10 protein-coding genes are annotated in these 20237 nt (G+C 39.4%); 4 read left to right on the forward strand and 6 right to left on the reverse strand.

Going from position 1 to position 20237, the window contains the following annotated elements; translation table 11 throughout:
* Positions 1-73: 73 nt before the first annotated feature.
* Positions 74-1594 (forward strand): S8 family peptidase, encoded by a 1521-nt coding sequence (locus EQG61_RS13050; protein WP_129462391.1) that lies wholly within the window; start codon positions 74-76, stop codon positions 1592-1594.
* A gap of 50 nt (positions 1595-1644) precedes the next feature.
* Here EQG61_RS13050 and EQG61_RS13055 read toward each other — a convergent pair whose 3' ends face one another.
* From EQG61_RS13055 to EQG61_RS13065, 3 genes are read right to left on the reverse strand one after another with little or no spacing between them, the layout of a single operon-like run.
* Positions 1645-3162: a hypothetical protein gene (locus EQG61_RS13055; RefSeq protein WP_129462392.1), complete on the reverse strand. Its 1518-nt coding sequence runs from the start codon at positions 3160-3162 to the stop codon at positions 1645-1647.
* 35 nt (positions 3163-3197) lie between these two features.
* Positions 3198-4358 (reverse strand): ABC transporter ATP-binding protein, encoded by a 1161-nt coding sequence (locus EQG61_RS13060; RefSeq protein ID WP_129462393.1) that lies wholly within the window; start codon positions 4356-4358, stop codon positions 3198-3200.
* Positions 4351-4917, reverse strand: a complete 567-nt coding sequence (locus tag EQG61_RS13065; protein ID WP_129462394.1) for a GNAT family N-acetyltransferase — start codon at positions 4915-4917, stop codon at positions 4351-4353. Before EQG61_RS13065 ends, EQG61_RS13060 begins: the two co-directional genes overlap by 8 nt.
* Before the next feature lie 90 nt (positions 4918-5007).
* Here EQG61_RS13065 and EQG61_RS13070 point away from each other — a divergent pair, with 90 nt between their 5' ends.
* Positions 5008-7251, forward strand: coding sequence for a M1 family metallopeptidase (locus tag EQG61_RS13070; protein WP_129462395.1), 2244 nt, complete (start codon positions 5008-5010; stop codon positions 7249-7251).
* Between the two features lie 44 nt (positions 7252-7295).
* Here EQG61_RS13070 and EQG61_RS13075 read toward each other — a convergent pair whose 3' ends face one another.
* Genes EQG61_RS13075 through EQG61_RS13085 form a run of 3 tightly spaced genes read right to left on the reverse strand, consistent with a single transcriptional unit; the run spans position 7296 to position 8889 of the window.
* A complete protein-coding gene (locus tag EQG61_RS13075; protein ID WP_129462396.1) occupies positions 7296-7811 on the reverse strand; it encodes a DUF4199 domain-containing protein in 516 nt (171 codons plus the stop codon).
* A gap of 50 nt (positions 7812-7861) precedes the next feature.
* Positions 7862-8320, reverse strand: coding sequence for an RDD family protein (locus tag EQG61_RS13080; RefSeq protein WP_129462397.1), 459 nt, complete (start codon positions 8318-8320; stop codon positions 7862-7864).
* Positions 8321-8346: 26 nt separating this feature from the next.
* On the reverse strand, positions 8347-8889 hold the full coding sequence (locus tag EQG61_RS13085) for a GNAT family N-acetyltransferase (RefSeq protein WP_129462398.1): 543 nt from the start codon (positions 8887-8889) through the stop codon (positions 8347-8349).
* Between the two features lie 513 nt (positions 8890-9402).
* Between EQG61_RS13085 and EQG61_RS13090 the strand changes: the two genes are divergently transcribed.
* Both EQG61_RS13090 and EQG61_RS13095 read left to right on the forward strand, forming a co-directional pair.
* Positions 9403-12423, forward strand: coding sequence for a T9SS type A sorting domain-containing protein (locus tag EQG61_RS13090; protein ID WP_129462399.1), 3021 nt, complete (start codon positions 9403-9405; stop codon positions 12421-12423).
* 570 nt (positions 12424-12993) lie between these two features.
* The coding region (locus EQG61_RS13095; protein WP_164974940.1) for a MopE-related protein at positions 12994-20237 on the forward strand (7244 nt) is incomplete at its 3' end.

A 20237-nucleotide genomic window follows, 5' to 3' on the forward strand; every position in this document is an offset into this window, starting at 1 on the left:
CTCTTTTTGGGGTGACTTTTTTTATTTCAAACTTTTTCTTAAATTCGTTGGAAACCAACAAAATAATAACTCTATGATTCGAAGAATATTACCGCTTATGGTTGCAGGATTGCTTTTGTCGCTCACTTCCTGTTCAGAAAACGAACAATCGTTTGAAACCATTTCGATTGCGCAAGAACAACGCGAACTTTTAACGCCCCAAGAAATTAAAGCCAAAATCGACGCTTCTATCCAAAATGGAATGCATTTTACTTGGAAAGCAGTCACTACACAAACGGTTTGGAGTGCGATTGTGCATGGAAATAGTCTGGCTACAGTTGGATTTGGTACTGACGCCAATGATTTTGATCGCACAAAATCCAACAGTTCCGCAGCCCAACAACAAGCGCTTCTTGAACGCATCGCGTATTACGAGCAAAAGGAAATTAAAGATATTTTGGTGAATGCCGATCCGTATTTGAATTTAATGGATGTGCGTATTGAAAAACAAGAAACGGTAGCCGCACTTCGTAAATTGGGATTGGTTCGCTACGTTGAGCCTGCTGATTTCCGTTATTTTTCTGTGGCCGAAATGAAACCGGGTATTGGAGGCGTTACAACGCAAAGTGATTCGGGTTGTGGATTTGAATCAGCGACTTTAGCCACTTCAGATTACACCACAGTTACCCCCAATGCCAAAGTGCCGTGGGCTTTTTACTCACACAATATTCCGAGTGCATGGTCCTATGCCACCGGGCGCGGTATCACAATCGGAATTGTAGATACGGGTTTATCTCCGAATCAATCACTTTTAGGAGCTAATTTCAATAATGGTGCTTCTACGGGTCGCACCGTGCAAAAGTTTGGGGTGTATGTAGATTCTATTTGGCCTTGGTCAACTACCACTGACGGACCCAACGACCAATGCGGTCATGGTACCAGTATGGCTTCTGTAGCTACCGCACCGCGTAATGATCGTGGATTGCCTGTTGGTGTGGCATATAACGCCAATTTAATCACCTACCGTGCCGCTTCCAATGTGGTTTTAGACGGTTATCATGAACAAAATGGGGTAAAGAATGCATTTACCGCTTTGGCTAATAATGCCAATGTGAAGATCATTTCCATGTCGATGGGGCATATTTTTTCAGTGAGTAAAATTGCAGACGGTGTTAAATATGCCTACAGCAAAGGAAAGTTAATTTTCTGTGCCGGAGGAACATCGACGAGTTTTACGAATTTTGTAGGGGTTATTTTCCCCGCTTGGATGCCTGAAGCAGTAGCGGTAACCGGAGTGAAAGAAGGAACATCTAACCAAAAATGCGATGTTTGTCATAGCGGAAGTGAAATCCAATTTACTATACAAATGCAACGTGTGGCCTCAGGGAATACGATTCCAGTAGATAGTTATTATGATAATCAATCCGATTATGTGGGCGGTTCTTCGGTGGCCACAGCAACCACTGCGGGAATAGCTGCTTTGGTATGGTCAAAGAATCCAACTTGGACACGCGATCAAGTATTGAACAAGTTGCGCCAATCGGCAACCTATTATCCGACGCGCAATAGCAATTACGGATACGGGAACATCAATGCCCTGTTAGCTGTACAATAGAACACTATTTTCAAAAAAAAGAAACCCCATCATTTCGATGGGGTTTTTTATTATTCTTCAGCAATACCGCGCCATTTGCGGATGACTCGCGTAAAATAAGCCATTATTACAATTACAAACAGAATGTTGAAATAATTGATGGGCACCAGGTAATCTTTTAAAAATTGAATCGTGGGGTAATACGGTGTGTTTACGTATGTAGAATGATAATTATAGCTCAAATCTTTTAGGATCTCTAAAACGAGATAATAGACAAACATCCAAAACGAAGGGGTGACCCAAAGCAGAATATTGATCATTATACCCGAGATTTTCTTGCTTTCTTTTTTGATTGTAGTTCGGATAAAATAGAAATACGCGGAAAACAACAGGAACAGTATTGCTATGGGGTAACTGTAATCACTATTAATCAAGGCGGTAATAATTCCGGATAAGATGTTGAAGATAATCACAACAACCAGCGCAATCAACCATTGTTTGCCTGAGGTAACACGGAAACTGAAGATTAACAACGACAAGCCCAAAGCAATGTAGAGTGGAATTAAAAGTGAAGTAAGGTTCATGTCCGGACTCACATAAGCGTTAACCATGCGGTTGTAGTTGTAATCCAAATAATCATGCGGGACATAATGTCTATAATACTCTCGCGCTTCATTGTCGACATTGACTATGTACTTGTTGATGGAATCAAAACGGTTATTAAAATTGTATTCATTTTGAATATAGACACCATCATCTTGTTTAGGCCCAATAGAGTTTAAGGTCTCAAATTCGGGATTTTCTACCAATAAGGCATACCATTCTTCGGGTGTCACATTGCCTTTAAGATTGTGCTCATTAGCAATCGCTAAATAGGCTTTCATAACATTTATAACCGAATCTTTCTTTTGATCAATGAGCCAATTTTGAATCTTTAAACGGCGCAAGGAATCGGTAGGTTGGTCAAAAAAAGAGTAACTATCGATGTTTTTATTGAGTAGCGAACCCGTGCTATACTTTTTGCCACGGAGATAAAAACAATGACAATCCTTTACAGAATCAGTAGTTTCAACGACAGCTGCAGAATCCACAGCTACAGCAGTTTCGGTGACAACATCCCCTTCGTAAGTTTCTATTGTATTGTGAAAACTATAGGAACCTTCAATGAAAAAGGAAGCTTCACTCAATATCGCCGCTCGTTTGCGTAATTCGGCTTCGGAATAGTAGCTGCGGATTTTGACTTCTTTTCCATAAAAGAATGCTGGAATAAATAAGCTCATTCCAAACAACATTCCAAAAAGCAATAGCCATTCTTTGTAAAGCTGCCCCGGTTTAACAGGGTAAAAGGCTTTGAACGCATTATTTTTGAAATAGTTCACCAACCATAGAATTAACAGCAATAAACTGATGGCAATAGCTAAAAAGATGAACGAAATATTGTTTTCGTAATGGTAGTTATTTTCATATTCTTTAAAATCAATAAATTCGGTGATAAAACCAAATCCAAAGGACAAAATATTCAAGATAACAAGAATAATAACCGCAGGAATCACCCGTAAATTCCATAGTACAGGGTGTTTTAATAACATATTTTTTTGTATCGATTGAAACATAATGATCAAATTTAAGAAACGAAGAAACGACGCGTTGAATTGGAAATATTACGGAAATATGTCAGCGGAATTTGCCGGTCAATACTATGTTGTAAAAAGGCATACACCGTAATGTTTTCTGGGAACGTTGCAATGAACGTACCGCCGTTGAATTGCAAGGCAACCAACTCAAGCGGTTGAAATAATTCGCCCAATTCCCGTTGGGATAACGACGACTCAAACTCTATAATCAGTTCGTTCGAATTAACAACAGAAGTATCCTCTTTTGATTCGTGTAAGTTTTTCTGCTTGCCGTGTTTCAAGAAAATCACTTGATCGGAGGTTTTTTCAACTTCGTACAATTGCTGCGAACTCAACACAATCCCAATCGGGCGAAACGGCGATTTGGCAATGGATTTAAAGTCTTCCAGCACCGTTTGCTGGGCCAAAATATCCAAGTTGGCTAAAGGTTCGTCAATCAACAACAATTTGGGTTTTCGCAAAAGCATGCGCGCTAATTCGAACCGCATTTTATACCCTGAAGACAAACTTTTCCAAGCATGGTGTTTGAATTTACGCAAGCCCAATCGGGTGATGATTAAGTTGACCAAATGCTCGTTTTCCTCTGGGGCATAACCGTACAAGGTAGCAGTGAATTGTAGATTTTCAAACATCGATCCGTACCAAGTGTCCGTTCGCTGTGGGATGTACACCAATTGAGTGCGTAGTGCATATAAATCAGTATACGGGAAGTGATAGGTAATGCTCCCGCTGCTGGGATGCAATTCGCCACATAGACTTCGCAATAAAGTCGTTTTTCCATTACCGTTTTCACCGACGAGTCCTAAGATTTCACCTGCATGTAGCTTGAGTTGTATCGGACCCAATCCGAAGGCGCCATAACCATAATTTTTTACCAAATCGCTTGTACTCACCAATACATCTCGGGGAGCTGTCGGTTTATCTTTTAAAAAGGCATGCAATTCAGCGAGAAGTTCGCGATACCGTGCTGTCTTTTCCTCGATCGCATTTTCATTGTAATCCAACCAATCTAAAAACGCATTGGTTTTTTGATAAAATGAAAGATTTTCAGTGTCTAATGTCAAATCAACAATACGTTTGGTCAACAACGTATAGTCTTCAAACTTCAAGTAATCTTCGATTTCCTGAAATTGTTTTTCAAATTCATTCATATAGTGGCTTAAAATTTCGTTGTAACATTGAGTAAATTACGGTATCCCAAAAACGACCGTCAAAATATTCATTTTCAAGGATATGGGCTTCTTTAATAAAACCAAGTTTTTGCAGTACTTTTTCTGATGCCGCATTTTCCGGGTCAATAACCGCTTCCACAGAATGCAACTGCATGTGCTCAAAACCGTATTTTAAAATGGCAGTAACGGCTTCGGGAACAATACCTTGGCCATGGGCTTCGGGCAAAAGCATATAGCCAATTTCACTTCTAAAATTCTCGGGTTGGAGGCGGTAATGCCCCAAAACACCGAGTAATTTGTCTTCTCCTTTTCTTGTAATGGCCCAATTAATTCCCAAGTTTTCTTCAATTTTAGAGTCAATCATGTTAAAATGTTCGATAGCTTCTTCTTTTGTAGTCACCAAAGGTCTCGGAATATAGTGCATCACGTTTTTATCCCCGCGCAAGGCGAGTAATTCTGGCCAATCGGACTCCCGAACACGACGCAGAATAAGTCGGGAGGTGGTTAAAACAGGAAAAGGAGTGAAAGAATAGGACATAACATATAAATTGGATGAGGTGAATTTAGTTAAATAGGGTTGAATTTGCCGTATTTTTTTATTTATTTGTTTTTTCTAATTTGTATAAGCATGAAGCTAAATTTTAAAACTCCTTTAATGGTGGGTTTATTGTGGGTTACGGCAACTATGTCGGCTCAACAACAACGCCCAGAATCGGTGTACGATTACAACGAGGCCTTTGGTAACAATTTTTATACCAAAAATGGAACTGATACCCGTTCGGCGAGTGGTCAACCGGGGCCGAAGTATTGGCAAAACCGTGCCGATTATGTCATTACAGCATCTTTAAATGCTGATAAAAAAGAAATTTCCGGCTCTGAAGTGGTTACCTATACCAACAACAGTCCGGATAAACTGGGATTTCTTTGGTTGAATTTGGATCAGAATTTATTCAAAAAAGATTCCCGTGGGAATGCTGTAATTCCCTTGAAAGGAAGTCGGAACGGTGCTAAAGGACAAGACTTTGACGGTGGTTTTACCATCAAGTCGGTTAAAGTGGTGACCACAGCTGGTGGGAAATCTTCTGAAAAAGAAGCGAAATTCACCATTACGGACACTCGCATGCAAGTACAATTGCCACAAGCGATGGCTGCGGCAGGAGCGGTGGTTAAATTAAAAATTGATTTCTCGTTTGTTTCTCCCGATTATGGTTCTGACCGTATGGGGGTTTTGGAAACCAAAAACGGCCGCATTTTCACTATGGCCCAATGGTATCCCCGTATGTGTGTGTATGATGATGTACGCGGATGGAATACCTTACCGTACCAAGGTGCCGGTGAGTTTTACCTAGAGTATGGCGATTTTGATGTGACAATTACCACACCCGCTAACCATATAGTAGTAGGTTCGGGCGAGTTGCAAAACCCGGCTGAGGTGTATACCACAGAGCAGATGAAACGTTGGAATACTGCGAAAAATAGTGAGTCTACCGTGATGATTCGCACCGCCGATGAGATCACAAGTGCGTCTTCTCGACCCGCAGGTAAATCCACGTTAACTTGGAAATTTAAAATTAAAAATTCCCGTGATTTCTCATGGGCTTCTTCGCCAGCCTTCATCATTGATGCCGCGCGTATCAATTTACCGAGCGGTAAAAAATCCTTGGCTATATCGGCATATCCAGTGGAAAGTTCGGGGCAAGATGCTTGGGGCCGTTCTACTGAATATACCAAAGCTTCCATTGAAAATTACTCCAAACGTTGGTATGAATATCCCTATCCAGCGGCTACCAATGTAGCGGGTAACGAAGGCGGAATGGAATATCCCGGAATTGTGTTCTGTGGTTGGGAGTCCAAAGGTGCCGATCTATGGGGTGTGACCGATCACGAATTTGGACACATTTGGTTCCCGATGATTGTGGGTTCGAATGAGCGTCTTTTCGCTTGGATGGATGAAGGGTTCAATACGTTTATCAATACCTTGAGTTCGCAAGATTTTAATAAAGGGGAATACCGCCAACCGAATGACGATATGCAGGCAGCGGCTTCGATGTTGATGAATCCGGATATGGAACCGGTAATGGCGGCTCCAGATAATTTAGCCGAAGACAATTTAGGTATTTTGGCATACTATAAACCTGGTTCCGGACTTACGATGTTGCGTCATATTTTAGGCGAGGAGCGCTTTGATTTTGCTTTCCGAACTTATATTGAACGCTGGGCTTTCAAACATCCCCAACCCGATGATTTCTTCCGTACCATGGAAAATGTGAGTGGTGAAGATTTAGGTTGGTTATGGCGCGGTTGGTTCTACAACAATTGGATGGCCGATCAAGCGATTAAAAAAGTACGCTATGAAAAAAATAATCCTGCCAATGGAGCCATTGTTTCTATAGCCACTTTAGAAAAACTTCCAATGCCTGTAATTGTTGAGTATACCACGGTTTCAGGGAAAAAAGGACGTATGAACTTGCCGGTTGAGATTTGGAAACGCAATACGAATTGGACCTTTAAATTGCCATCCACTGAGGAATTAGCGACTATAACTTTGGATCCCGAACATATTTTCCCTGATATTAATGGAGAAAATAATGTTTGGTCGTTGAAAAAGGATGGCATAACGAAAACTAAGGATTACAGCGCTTTAACGGGGAATTATTCCAGTGAATTGATTCCGTTGAAAATCGTTTTAGGTGATGAAGATGGCAGTTTGACATTGAGTGCACAGGGGCAACCTACAATCCCGTTAGTGGATAAAGATAACGGGTTGTTTACCTTTGATCAAGCGGAATTGTCAATTCAATTTACAGAAGACAAGCAAGGTTTTGTGTTAACGGTAGGCAAGCAAAGTTTTGGCTATACCAAAGACAAATAAAAAAAGAAAGCCCTCAGTAATTGAGGGCTTTTTTTATGGGTAAATTAGTTGGCTTTTTTTCGAAGAATAATGGCAGCCAAAAGGGTGATGATAATTCCAATGGGCAGAATCTCCATCAAGGTCATGCCAAAGCGATAAAACGGATTTTTATAATTTTCGGCCATTTCCTGCATCTTTTTAATCTGTTCCGCTAATACGGCAGGATCTAGATTGGATGCGTTCAACTGCTCGATTTGTTTGGCCGCAAACTTCTCCATAAAATCAGGGAATACGAATTGAAATTCGATCATCCAAACGACAGTGTAACTCAAGGAGCCAATCAAGGCAATAATCGCCCCGATTTTCAGTCCGTCCACGAAAGTAAGCACGCCGCCATTGGCTTTTTTATATTTTTCTAATGCTAGGAAAATGGTGGCAAATCCGACCAGCATACCCGCAAAACCAAGGGTTAGGGAAAGAGGTTCGTTGTCCATTTTTATAAACAATACCGTGGAGGCAATCATAAAAAGAACGATAATTACAGCCGCTATTGCGCTATACTTGTAAATAATGGATTTCATAGTTTGTTTGTATTGGTTAGCAAGGTGAAAGTACAAAAAAGGATGAAATATTAGCGGTTTTCTTCGCGAACTACTTTTGTTTTCGCTACAATGTCATACCATCCCGATCGGTTCCGATTAAAAACAATCCAGAAAAAACCAATTCCAAATAGGAGCATAGAAACAATTTTTATCCCGTTCCGTTGGAGACTTTGCACCATAGTAATGTGTTCGCCATACCCATCAACAACTTTAATCCCCATGATTTTTTTTCCCCACGTGCCTTGCCAAGTCGAACATTCCAAAAGAAAAGAGACTAAAATCCATCCTCCAAATACGGTAAACCGCACGGTTTGTTGGATGGCATAATACTGTTCGGGATTCGTTTTCATTAGCGAAGGATCTAAAACCGAAATATGCAGTATTTTTTTTGAAAATAAGACAACGATCAGGAGTAGGGGTACTACATCAAGAATATAGGCTACAAAACGACGCGGAATTGAAGCTGAAGAAAATAAGTTGTATTCCATTTCAGAAAAAAAAATCGGTTGTAAATTTATTTATTTTCCATAAATTCTGAGGCTAAAAGTCCAAATACCAACGAATCTTCGTATTGGTTTTGGGTAAAATAATGGGCCCGCAAACAGCCTTCTTCCCGGAATCCCATTTTTTGAACCAACCGTTGCGAGGCGATATTGTCCCGACCTATAAAGGCTTCAACCCGTTGCAATTGTAAGCTAGTGAACCCAAAGTGCAACACTGCGGCCAAGGCTTCTGTCATGATTCCTTGTTGTTTGTAGGCATCGTCATATAATCCATAGCCGATCTCTGCTCGTTGATGGTCCAAATACCAGGTATGAAAGCCACACCATCCGATATAATTCGAACTAGTTTTTGAACGTATTAGAAAAAGGAGTAACGATTTATTGGCCGTTTCATAGCCTTTTTGCGCCCGTACTTTCTCTTTCTGAATTCGGTCTAGAGACAAATTCCATCGGGATTGTATTACTTCTTCAGAGTCGTGAATAAACTGCTGTTGGTATTCCTCAGCCGTAACACTTTCCAATAGTAATCGTGATGTTTCTAGTTGCTTATTCATTGAAAATTCAAAATATTCTTCTGTTCGAAGGTACAATTTTTTAGGGCTATTGATTGTATTTGAGTGATGATTTCAACGCAAACTTCTTTCTAGGGGTTTTGTTTTGGTTTTGTTCGAGATTTGTTCGGTAAATAGTGCGATCAACCCAGTATTTCCGTGGGTGGGTCCGAAGCGCTTCCGAACAAAACCCGAACAAAGGAGCAACGAATTCGGAACCCACCCGTCAGAATCGGTCAAGAGACGTCAAAACCCGTCAATAGCCGTCATTACAAGTCAAAGAATTAAATGGATGATGAAGGATAACTTTTGAAAGGTAATTTTATGGATTAAAAAAAGAAATGAACGATACAGAGAATGCGTTTAATTTTTTTATTATTCTAAAAAAAAGCGCCCCAAAAAATGAATTTATCAACACGAAATCGTTTTCGAAAATGACATTTTTGGTTGGCAAAAGTGTTTCCAGTAATTTAGAAGTTAGAAATAGTTTTTCCCTAACATGAAATCAAAACGACTATGAAAAAAAATTTACTTCAATTATGGCTTTTGTTGGTCTTCGTGATTACCGGTTTTCAATCGGCATTTGCACAACCGGGCGGGTATGCTTGGGACCGATTTGGGTTGGGTAATGTGGTATTGTCGAATAATACGCCAACGAGCGGAATTTTGTCCAATACGACCCAGGCCACTTCAACTAACAATTATTATTTAATTCAATGGAACAGTTATGCCGATAAATGGTATAACACGGCTACACCGTACAACCAAGAGTTTACGCTAACTTGGGGCGGAGGTGGATTTAACGGACCGAATGCCGCCTTTACAGTGGCTCCCTCGTTAAACAAATACTATACTATTCAGATTCGTGGTTTGGCGTATGCAAGCCGTCAAGCTGTGGTGATGGAAACCGATGCAGCACCGCAATCGTTTCATGCCAACGATGCTACCGCTGTAAGCAATCCGGGTTCGGTTTGTTCGGGAACTGCCGCAACGATTACAGTGAGTTTAGCAGGAGCAAAATCGGCACAAGAGCGCGTATTTATTCGTTACAGTAGTGCTGCAAATTTTTCAGGTTCCAAAGTTGTCGAAGCAACGGGTACAGGTTCCAACTGGTCTACGGCGACTGCTATTATTCCGGGTAGTGACAATACTTCAGGAACGATTTATTATTATGCCTACACCACTACAGTGGCTGCCACCAATTCTTCGGATCATGATTTGATTACTTTGCGCTATGGAAATAATGGCGGATCGAATTACTCGTATTCCATTACACCCAATCCTGGTTTTGTAAATACTCAATTTCCGGGTTCGGCTACCGTTTGTCAAGGTTCAAATTTTGATGCCTATGGACAAATTTATGTGGCAGGTTTAACTGAGGCTGCCGGACAAGGTTCGGGTATCGTGGCACAAATTGGCTACAGTAGTACCAATACAAATCCAAATACATGGACCAATTGGACTACAGCACCTTATTTCGGTCAAGCAGGTTCGGGAAATAATAACGACGAATACAAGGCCACATTTGGGAGTGCTCTGGCTCCTGGGACCTATTATTATGCCTTCCGATACAGTATCAATGGCTGTGCGTTTTTCTATGGTGGCTACAGTGCCAGTGGTGGTGGAACGTGGAATGGGACATCCAATACGAGTGGAGTGCTCACGGTTCAACCGAGCTTTACCTATTATCAAGATGCCGATAGTGACGGATTCGGAAATCCAGCTGTAAGTCAGGTAGCTTGTTCACAACCTGTTGGATATGTTACCAATTCATTAGATTGTAACGATGCACAATTGCAATATGTGGACAATGATGGCGACGGATTTGGTTCGACTACACTTGCTGCTTGTGGGGTTGCGAATAATACCGACTGTAATGATAACCAATTGCGTTATGCCGATGTGGATGGTGATGGATTTGGGTCAACAACCTTAGTAGCTTGTGGCGGTGTATTGAACAACACCGATTGTAACGATAACCAATTGCTTTATGCCGATGTGGATGGTGATGGATTTGGGTCAACAACCTTAGTAGCTTGTGGAGGTGTATTGAATAACACCGATTGTAATGATAACCAATTGCGTTATGCCGATGTGGATGGTGACGGATTTGGTTCGATGACATTTGTAGACTGCGGAGGTGTATTGAACAGCTTAGATTGTAATGATAACCAATTGCGTTACACTGATGCAGATGGTGACGGTTATGGTACTTTACCCTTAGTGGCTTGTGGCGGTTCAACGATTAATACGGATTGTAACGATGCGGTTGCTTCTATTAATCCTGGAGCAATTGATGTTTGTTACGATGGTATCGACAACGACTGTAACGGTAACATCGACAACATTGGTTTACCAGGAGGTTGTACGCCAATCTATACGGTTCCAGCAGTTACTGTTCCTAACTCAACCATCAGTTATGGTGCTTCTATCATTACGAGCTTAGTGGCGAACTGTCAAGGATATCGTTATGTGGTTACCCGTGTGAATCCTGCAGATGATACACCAATGTCAGCTCCTGTAACTGTAGATATGGGCTTACGTAATTTGTTCTTGTCCAACTTGTCGAACTATGCGTATGGTGCGAAGTTTAAAGTAGAAACTACGGTTCGTATCAATAACGTATGGCAACCGAACTATGCGCCGGCATTCTTCGTATACACGCCAACACCGTTAAGTACAGTGGCTTCCTGTGGAACTCAAATCTCAAATACAACGACTCAGGTTGCCAGTTCGGCAGTTGCTTTAGTATCGGTTTACCGTTACCAAGTACAACGTTTGGATGCGAGCAACAACGTAGTAAGTACACAAGTAATTACAAGTGGATTACGTTACTTCTCATTCGAGCAAGTAACCGATTTCCGTTACGATGCCAACTACAGCGTATCGTGTGCGATTCGTAACTTAGACGGTGTATTCATGGCTTACGGTCCAGCATGTACTGTTCAAGCACCGAAACACCCAACCAGTGAAGTTCGTGCTACACAATGTAACGATTATCAAGTGTTGAACAATAATGAATTTATTTATGCGAATTTAGTTCGTAATGCCGTTCAATACCGTTATCGTCTGTATAATATTGATCAGGGCTATGACTACAGTGTAGATAGAAATGCCAACTTCTTCCGCTTATCGGATTTCCCTGGTTTAGTTCCTGGAGAAACGTATTCCGTTCAAGTAGCAGTGAGCATGCCGGGTCAACCTGACTTTGGTCCATTCGGAAAAACATGTACGATTATTGCTCCAACTGCAGCTCGTACCATCGAGGATACACAAGCAGCCGAAGCAACTAGCTTCGAAGCGACGGTTTATCCGAACCCATTTGCAGAGAACCTCTATTTCAAAGTGAATTCAGCGAGTAACGAAGAGTACACCATCCAAGTGTATGATATGTTAGGTAAATTAGTAGAAACCAAAACGGTTGCTGCGGATTCAGTAGAAAGCACAGAAGTAGGGGCTAACTTCCCAGCAGGTGTTTATAATGTAATCTTAACACAAGGTGAAAATATCAAAACACTTCGTGTGATTAAACGATAAAATATCTTTAAAACGATAAAAAGGGAGTTCGAAAGGGCTCCCTTTTTTTATTATCTTTTTATGTATAATTATTTTGACTTTTTTATAAAAAGTAAAACCACTTTTTCAAATTTCAATCCAATTTTTGAAATCGGACACATTCAAAATAAAATATAAAAAAAGCTTCGAATAGTCTTTATTAAACAATTTACCTTTTATCCCCTAAAATTTCAATTTTGAAGTGAATCATGTTGCTAATTGATTCCTTTAAAAAGAAAGAAAATTCATGTAATGATATAAAGTATTGATTTTCAAATATTTAAAATTCATAAAAATAATCATTTTCTTACTAATGAAATGATAGTTTGGAATTGGTCAGTAAAAATGAGTCTTTAAAGGAATTTGCATAAGTCATATTTATTGGTTTTTGTTTCGCTAATTTGCTTTTTAACGGTGTTTAAGTGACTTCATCGATTTCTTGGAATTTAAGTTTTGTTGAATCAAAAGGGTGCGATGAATACTGTTAATTTTGAAAAATTATTTTGCTCATTTTCAATGCAGTAAATAACTATTCAACCCTAACAAAAATTTATGAGAGCAAACTTTCACACTCTAAAAAGAAAACAAAAGCTTAGTTGTATCATTCACATTCAGTGGATACTGATTTTTTTCAGTACTTTCGCTTTGGCACAACGACCTACGGTATTGTATACAAGTTTGTCTGCTACGACACCTGCTTCTTCGAATGCTCGCTTTACGTTAAATACGTTGACAAGTTCGCACAAGCAAATTCGTTTTCAATCGCAACAAACTTTGCCTTCTGGAAACGCTACATGGGCGTTTCATCAAGGCACAACTGCTACGCCTGACTACACCAATTGCTGGCGTCCTTACACCGCAAACAATGTGTTGTCAGCCAACACATTCATTCCTGTAGGATTTGCAAATGGCGCCCGTTATAATAGTTCAAGTGGCGGTGTTGATGGTCAATTACCTGCCATCACCAATGGGAATTATTATACATTCAATGTAACTAATAATGCAACCAGTGATAACCTCATGCAATTATTAGAAACAAATTATAATCCTGTATTAATTAGTGGTGTAGCCCAAACTTCTGGAACATATGGGTCTAGAGTGGTCACTATTACAACTTCTGGAATTCCAAATGCGGCTGAAAATATCTTCATTCGTTACTCAACAAATGCTTATGTGTCATCTACTTTAATTCAAGCCACAGGTTCGGGAACAACATGGACAGCAACAATTCCATGGCAAGCCGCTGCGGTTAGTTTTTATGCATATACAAGTAATAAAACAATAACAGAAATAAATGCTGATGTTGCAAGCTATGGTCAATCGGCACATTTGATGTCTACTTTAAATTTAAATAACAACGGGGGCAGTAATTACAGTTGGACTCCAGCAACAGGGAACTACATTGTATCATCAACTACAGGAAGTGCTTCAGCTAATTCTGTAGGATATGCTACCTTAACCACACCAACTTCAGGATTATTTGATGTTTTAAATGGAGGAGTTGTCCATACGGGTTTAGTAACAGTCTTGGTAACAGGTAATGCTACTGAACCAGGTACTGCAGGATTAAATAATTCAACACTATGGACCTCTTTAACGATCCGACCAAATGGCGCACGAACCATAAGTGGATCACCAAATGCTGGTATCCCTTTACTACTTTTCAATGGTGCGGATAATGTAACGATTGACGGTTTGAATTCCAACGGTAACTCATTAGTCATTTCAAATTTGACTGTTGCTACTAATTTTAATACTTCAACATTAAATTTTGTTAATGATGCATCTAATAATTTAATCACGAATTGTTCGGTATTAGGATCTGGGACAAATTTCGGAACTGCAACTATCATTTTTCGTTCAGGAAGTAGTACTGGTAATGATAATAACACAATATCTAAATGTTTAATCGGGCCTGCTGGAGCTAACTTACCGAGTTATGCAATTTATTCTGATGGAGGCACAGCAACCGCCAATAGTGGTAATACCATTTCACAAAATGAAATATTTGATTACTTTTCATCAACTAATTTCCATGGAGGAGTTGTAATTTCAGGTGGAAATACCGGTTGGGTCATTTCTAATAATTATTTTTATCAAACAACTTCAAGAAACATAGCCAATACACAAGTTGCAATTAATATTTCAGGTACCACAACGTCTCGACATGAAGGTGCTCTGATAACTGGTAATGTAATTGGTTTTTCTAATAGAGCTGGAACAGGAAATTATACTTTAAATTTGGGTAATTCTGGAAAGTTTTATCCAATTCGTATGTCTAACCACTCTACTTCAATTTTTACTACTATCTCTAATAATAGTATCAGAAATATAGCTCTAACTGGAAGTAGTACTGGAGCTTTTACTTCAGCTCCTTTCATTGGTATTTCATCAAATACAGGGAGCTATACTATTTTGAATAACACTATTGGAAGTTTAGTAGAAAATGATAATATTACCCTGGTAACTTCCAATGGAGCAACAGCAACTGATTTTATTGGGATTTTTAACAATCAAGCCAACTTAACAATTGATGCTAATTCAGTAGGAGGGATCACTATTTCTAATACTTCTACTGCATCAACTGCTCAAATGGGATTATATGGAATGTATTCAACTTTGGGTGCTACCTATACTATAACATTTACAAACAATATTTTAGGTGGAACAACTGCCCATTCTATTCAGAATTTATCGAATTTACCAATCTCTTTTGTCTACGGTTTATATAATTTCAACGCGAAAGGGCAATATTCAAACAACATAATTCGAAATTTGACTGGTTTTGGGGGAGGATCATTATCCTTAGGGGCATTAACTGGGATGTATTTTTCAGGAGATAATTTGCCGACCACAATCGCTCAAAATCAAATTTATAATTTGACGAATCAAAGTACAGGAATAAGTGCTGAAGCAGTCAAAGGTATTTTCAATCGAATTACCTCTTCTTCACAAATTATATCTAAAAATTCAATTTACAATTTAAATGCTCCTTTATTAACTAATGCAACAATAATTGGAATTGATAATGGAGCTACACCTAGTACAAATACAATTTCAAACAATTGGATCCGACTTGGAATCGATTCAGCGGGTAATTCTATAAATAATGATTATAACTTTATTGCTATTCGTGGAAATGGTGGGAATTTAAATTTATACCATAACTCAATTTATATCGGGGGTCAGGCAGTTACAGGTTCTGTAAATACAGCATGTTATCAGTCAACAACTACTAATTTTCATAATGTAATTGCTCAAAATAACATATTTTACAATACGCGTAATAATGGGACAGGAACAGGAAAACATTTTGCAGTTCAATTTACCAATCCTCCTGCTTCCTATACATTTAATAATAATTGTTATTTTGTAAATGGAAACGGTGGAACGGTAGGTTTTTTAAATACAAATCTAAATTCATTGCTCGATTGGCAACTCGCTACAAATCAAGAAGCCAATGGTGTCAATGGCGATCCTCAATTTGTCGGAGCAACTAATTTAGTCCCCGATTTCCATATCAATGCTTCTATTCCTACAGTGATTGAATCCTCTGGAGTGGTAATTGGAACCGTGACAGATGATTTTGATGGAAATTCAAGAAGTGGGTTGACACCGTCAGATATTGGAGCTTTCGCAGGTAATTTTACGAGTGCAATTTCACCTTGTGGAATTCCCGCACAACCTACCAATTTTAGTGCTACAGGTTCAACAACAACATCAGTAAGTGGGGCTTTTGTTGGTATTTCAGAACCTAATACTAGCTATCTTATTGTTCGAAGCATAGGAGCATTAACGGGATTTCCTGTAGATGGAACTATTTATACAGTTGGAAATTCATTAGGAAATGGTACTGTAATTCAGAGAGGTTCTTCTACAACAATTAGTCAAACAGGCTTGATACCAAATACTAGTTATCAATATACCATCTTTCCATATTTGTCAGTTTCATGTACCGGTGGGGCAAAATATAATACAATAAATCCGCTATCTGGGATTTTGTTAACTTGTCCATTGCCTCCAACAAGTCCTACTATTTCGATGATTACCAATGAAGGTGCAAGAATAGCTTGGATAGGAGCTACAGGTATGGGTACCTTAAATCCAGTAAATTATTCTGTAGAAATTTATACTAACGCCACATTTACAACTCCAGTTTTAGGGTCACCATTTAATGCAGGAACTGCAACAAATTATATAGTAAATGGGTTGTTACCAAATACGGCTTATTACGTTCGCATAAAAAGTAATAATGGTTATTGTGAAAGTGCTTATTTAAATGGAGGGTCGTTTCTTACCAATTGTATTACTTCAAATTTAAATAGTACTCAGGGATTCAATCAAACAAGTATTCCTAATTGTTGGCGTTCTGCTATTGTTCCAATTGGAGGTACTGCAACTGTTTTACAACCATTTACTCGTATTTCTTATCTCGCAAATGCAGCATTACCAACTACTACAGCACAAGAGGGGACACATTTTGTTCAATATGACGCCGTTAATCAAGTCAGCGGTGGAGAAGAACGACTTATAAGTTTGCCATTTTCAACAATTGGAATTACAAGCGTTGATTTAGAATTTTTTTGGCGAAATCAAAATGCAGCTGCTTTCAGTACAGGAGCTTTTTTGAATGAAGGGGTACAAATTGAATATTCATTTGATGGAAGTTCTTGGGTAAATATTGGTCCTTTTATAAGAAGACATGAAAGCACATTAGCTGCAGAGACAGCACAATGGATTAAAAAAACATTGTCAATGTCAGTTATTGGTAACCAACAACAAGTTTTTATTGCATTTAAATTTCACTCTTCAGCAGGACAAAATTTATTTATAGATAATGTAATACTGCGAGAAACTCCAGATCCAATAGTGGTTACACCTTCAAGCCCTTCTATATGTTCAGGAAGTTTTACTTCCCTTGTAGCGACAAGTACTGCAAATTATACCTATACTTGGTCTCCATCAACGGGATTGAGTGCGACATCCGGAGCTTCGGTTATCGCGAATCCTACAAGTACGACAACCTATACGGTAACGGGAGTTCTAGGGAATAAATATTTTTCTCAAGAAGTAGTGGTAACTGTTAATCCATTACCACCCTCCGTAACATTGAATACTACTTCCACATCAATTTGTCAAAATGGAATAGTTCCTATGACAGCATCTTCTTTTACCCAATCTTCTGTTCAAATTGGAGCAGGTGTTGGAGTAAATACGTCAATTACACCTTATAGACAAACTACCAATAATGCTAGGAATCAATATTTAATTACTAAAGCAGAGTTAAATGCAGCGGGTATAACTACAGCTTCCGAAATTACTTCTATAGGATTTAATGTTACAGCGGCTGGATCAGGAATAATTTCATCATATACCATTAGTTTAGCCAATACAACTGCAACCAGTCTAACTTCAAATTATTTAACACCAACCTATACGGCAGTTACTACGCGAACAAATTTCACGGTTACAACGGGAATCAATTCCTATAATTTTGCTACTCCATTTAACTGGGATGGGACATCTAATATTCTAGTGAATGTTTGTCATACAGGTACAGTTAACAGCTCTGCTACAGTTAGAGTAACTGGATTCGCTACAAATTTAACTGCGATTAGTACAGGAGCAAATACGTGTACTGCTTTAACTGGAGCAACCGTTTCTACATTTAGACCAAATATTCATTTGACGGTAAAAACAAATAGTCCAATCACATGGTCTCCCACAACAGGACTATTTATCAACGCCGCTGCAACAACAGCTTATACAGGTACTGCAACTACAACCGTGTATGCAAAACCTTCTGCAACAACAACCTATACCGCAACAAGTACTTTAGGAAGTTGTACGAGTACAAATTCTACATTAATTACAGTTCAAAATAATACTGCTATTGTAACGCATCCGGTCTCTCAAACTGTCTGTATCGGTGAGCCCGTGACATTCAGTGTGACAGTTGCGAATTCTCTTGGAGGCTATTTGTACCAATGGCGTAAGAATGGAAATTCTATTCCAGGAGCAATAAACAACACTTATACCATTCCATCGGTATCAAATGCTGATGCTGCGTCTTATTCGGTAGAGGTCTTGGGTGATTGTGGACCCGTGGTAATCTCTTATGACGCTCAATTAACCGTAAATCCGTTAATCCCAGTAGCTGTTTCTATTTCAACATTAACAAATACAATTTTAATGGGAACTTCGGTAACTTTTTCTGCAACCCCAACCAATGGAGGAACAAATCCCTTATACCAATGGGCGATAAATGGGAATCCTATTGCAGGTGCTACCAATGATACGTTTATTACTTCAACTCTAAATGATGGCGATAGTGTTACTGTTACGTTGATTTCCAATGCATCACTCTGTATTCAAAATTCACCTGCAATTTCCGATGCTATTATAATGAATGTGAATCAAGTTCCTCCTGCATCTGTTTCGATTGCTACAGCAACAAGTACGATTTGTGCGGGAACAGTCATTACATTTACAGCGACATCTCTAAATGAAGGAACTACACCAACCTATCAATGGCAAGTCAATGGGATTAATCAAATTGGGGAAAATGGCACAACTTTCATAACTTCTAATTTGAATGATGGCGATGAAGTAACAGTTATTTTGTCTCCAACCATAGGGATTCCAGTTCAATCCAATACAATATCTATTCTGGTTAATCCAATCACGTCAGTTGGATCGGAAACAATTTCAACCTGTGATACTTATACTTGGCCTGCAAATGGACAAACGTATACTTCCTCGGGTGTTTATACACATACTGCAGGTTGTAATATTGCAACGTTAAACCTAACGATAACGCCAAGTACGACAAATGGTAGTATTACCACTACCGCTTGTGATAGTTACACATGGGCCGAAAATGGAGAAACGTATACTTCAACAGGTGTTTATACCAATACCGTTGGCTGTAATACCGCTACCTTGAATTTAACGATTGCCCCTAGCTCATCGAATACTATATCTGTAACTGCATGTGATAGTTATACCTGGTCAATCAATGGCCAAACGTACACTACATCAGGAACGTATACGTATCAAGTAGGTTGTGTAAATGAAGAATTGGTATTGACCATTTTACCGCTCCAAACGTATTATGCAGATGCAGATAATGACGGATTTGGTAATGCAAGTTCAAGTATACAAGCCTGTGCAATGCCTTTTGCCTACGTAACGAATAACACCGACTGCGATGATACACGTGCAAACGTAAACCCCGGAGCAGTGGATGTGTGTTACGACGGCTTAGACAACGACTGTAATGGTAACATCGACAACATTGGCTTACCCGGAGGTTGTATACCAATTTACACCGTTCCTGCACCCACTGTACCTAATTCAACCATCGCTCAAGGTGCGACCGTTCTCACAAGTTTAGTTGCTAACGCACAAGGTTACCGTTTCCGTGTAACTCGTGTAAATCCACTCGATGATTCACCGATTTCGGCTACGGTTATTGTAGATATGGGCTTACGTAACTTATTCTTATCGAATTTGTCGATTTATGCCTATGGTTCAAAGTATAAAGTTGAAACAACGGTACTTATCAACAATGTATGGCAACCGAACTATGCGCCAGCATTCTACGTGTTCACGCCAACACCATTAAGTACAGTAGCTTCTTGTGGTACTCAAATTTCAAATACAACCTCACAAGTTACCAGTTCGGCAGTTGCTTTAGTATCGGTTTACCGCTACCAAGTCCAACGTTTGGATGCGAGCAACAACGTTGTAAGCACACAAGTGTTGACGAGCGGTTTGCGTTACTTCTCTTTTGA

It is taken from the genome of Flavobacterium stagni (genome assembly GCF_004122105.1).
Taxonomy (GTDB): Bacteria; Bacteroidota; Bacteroidia; order Flavobacteriales; family Flavobacteriaceae; genus Flavobacterium; species Flavobacterium stagni.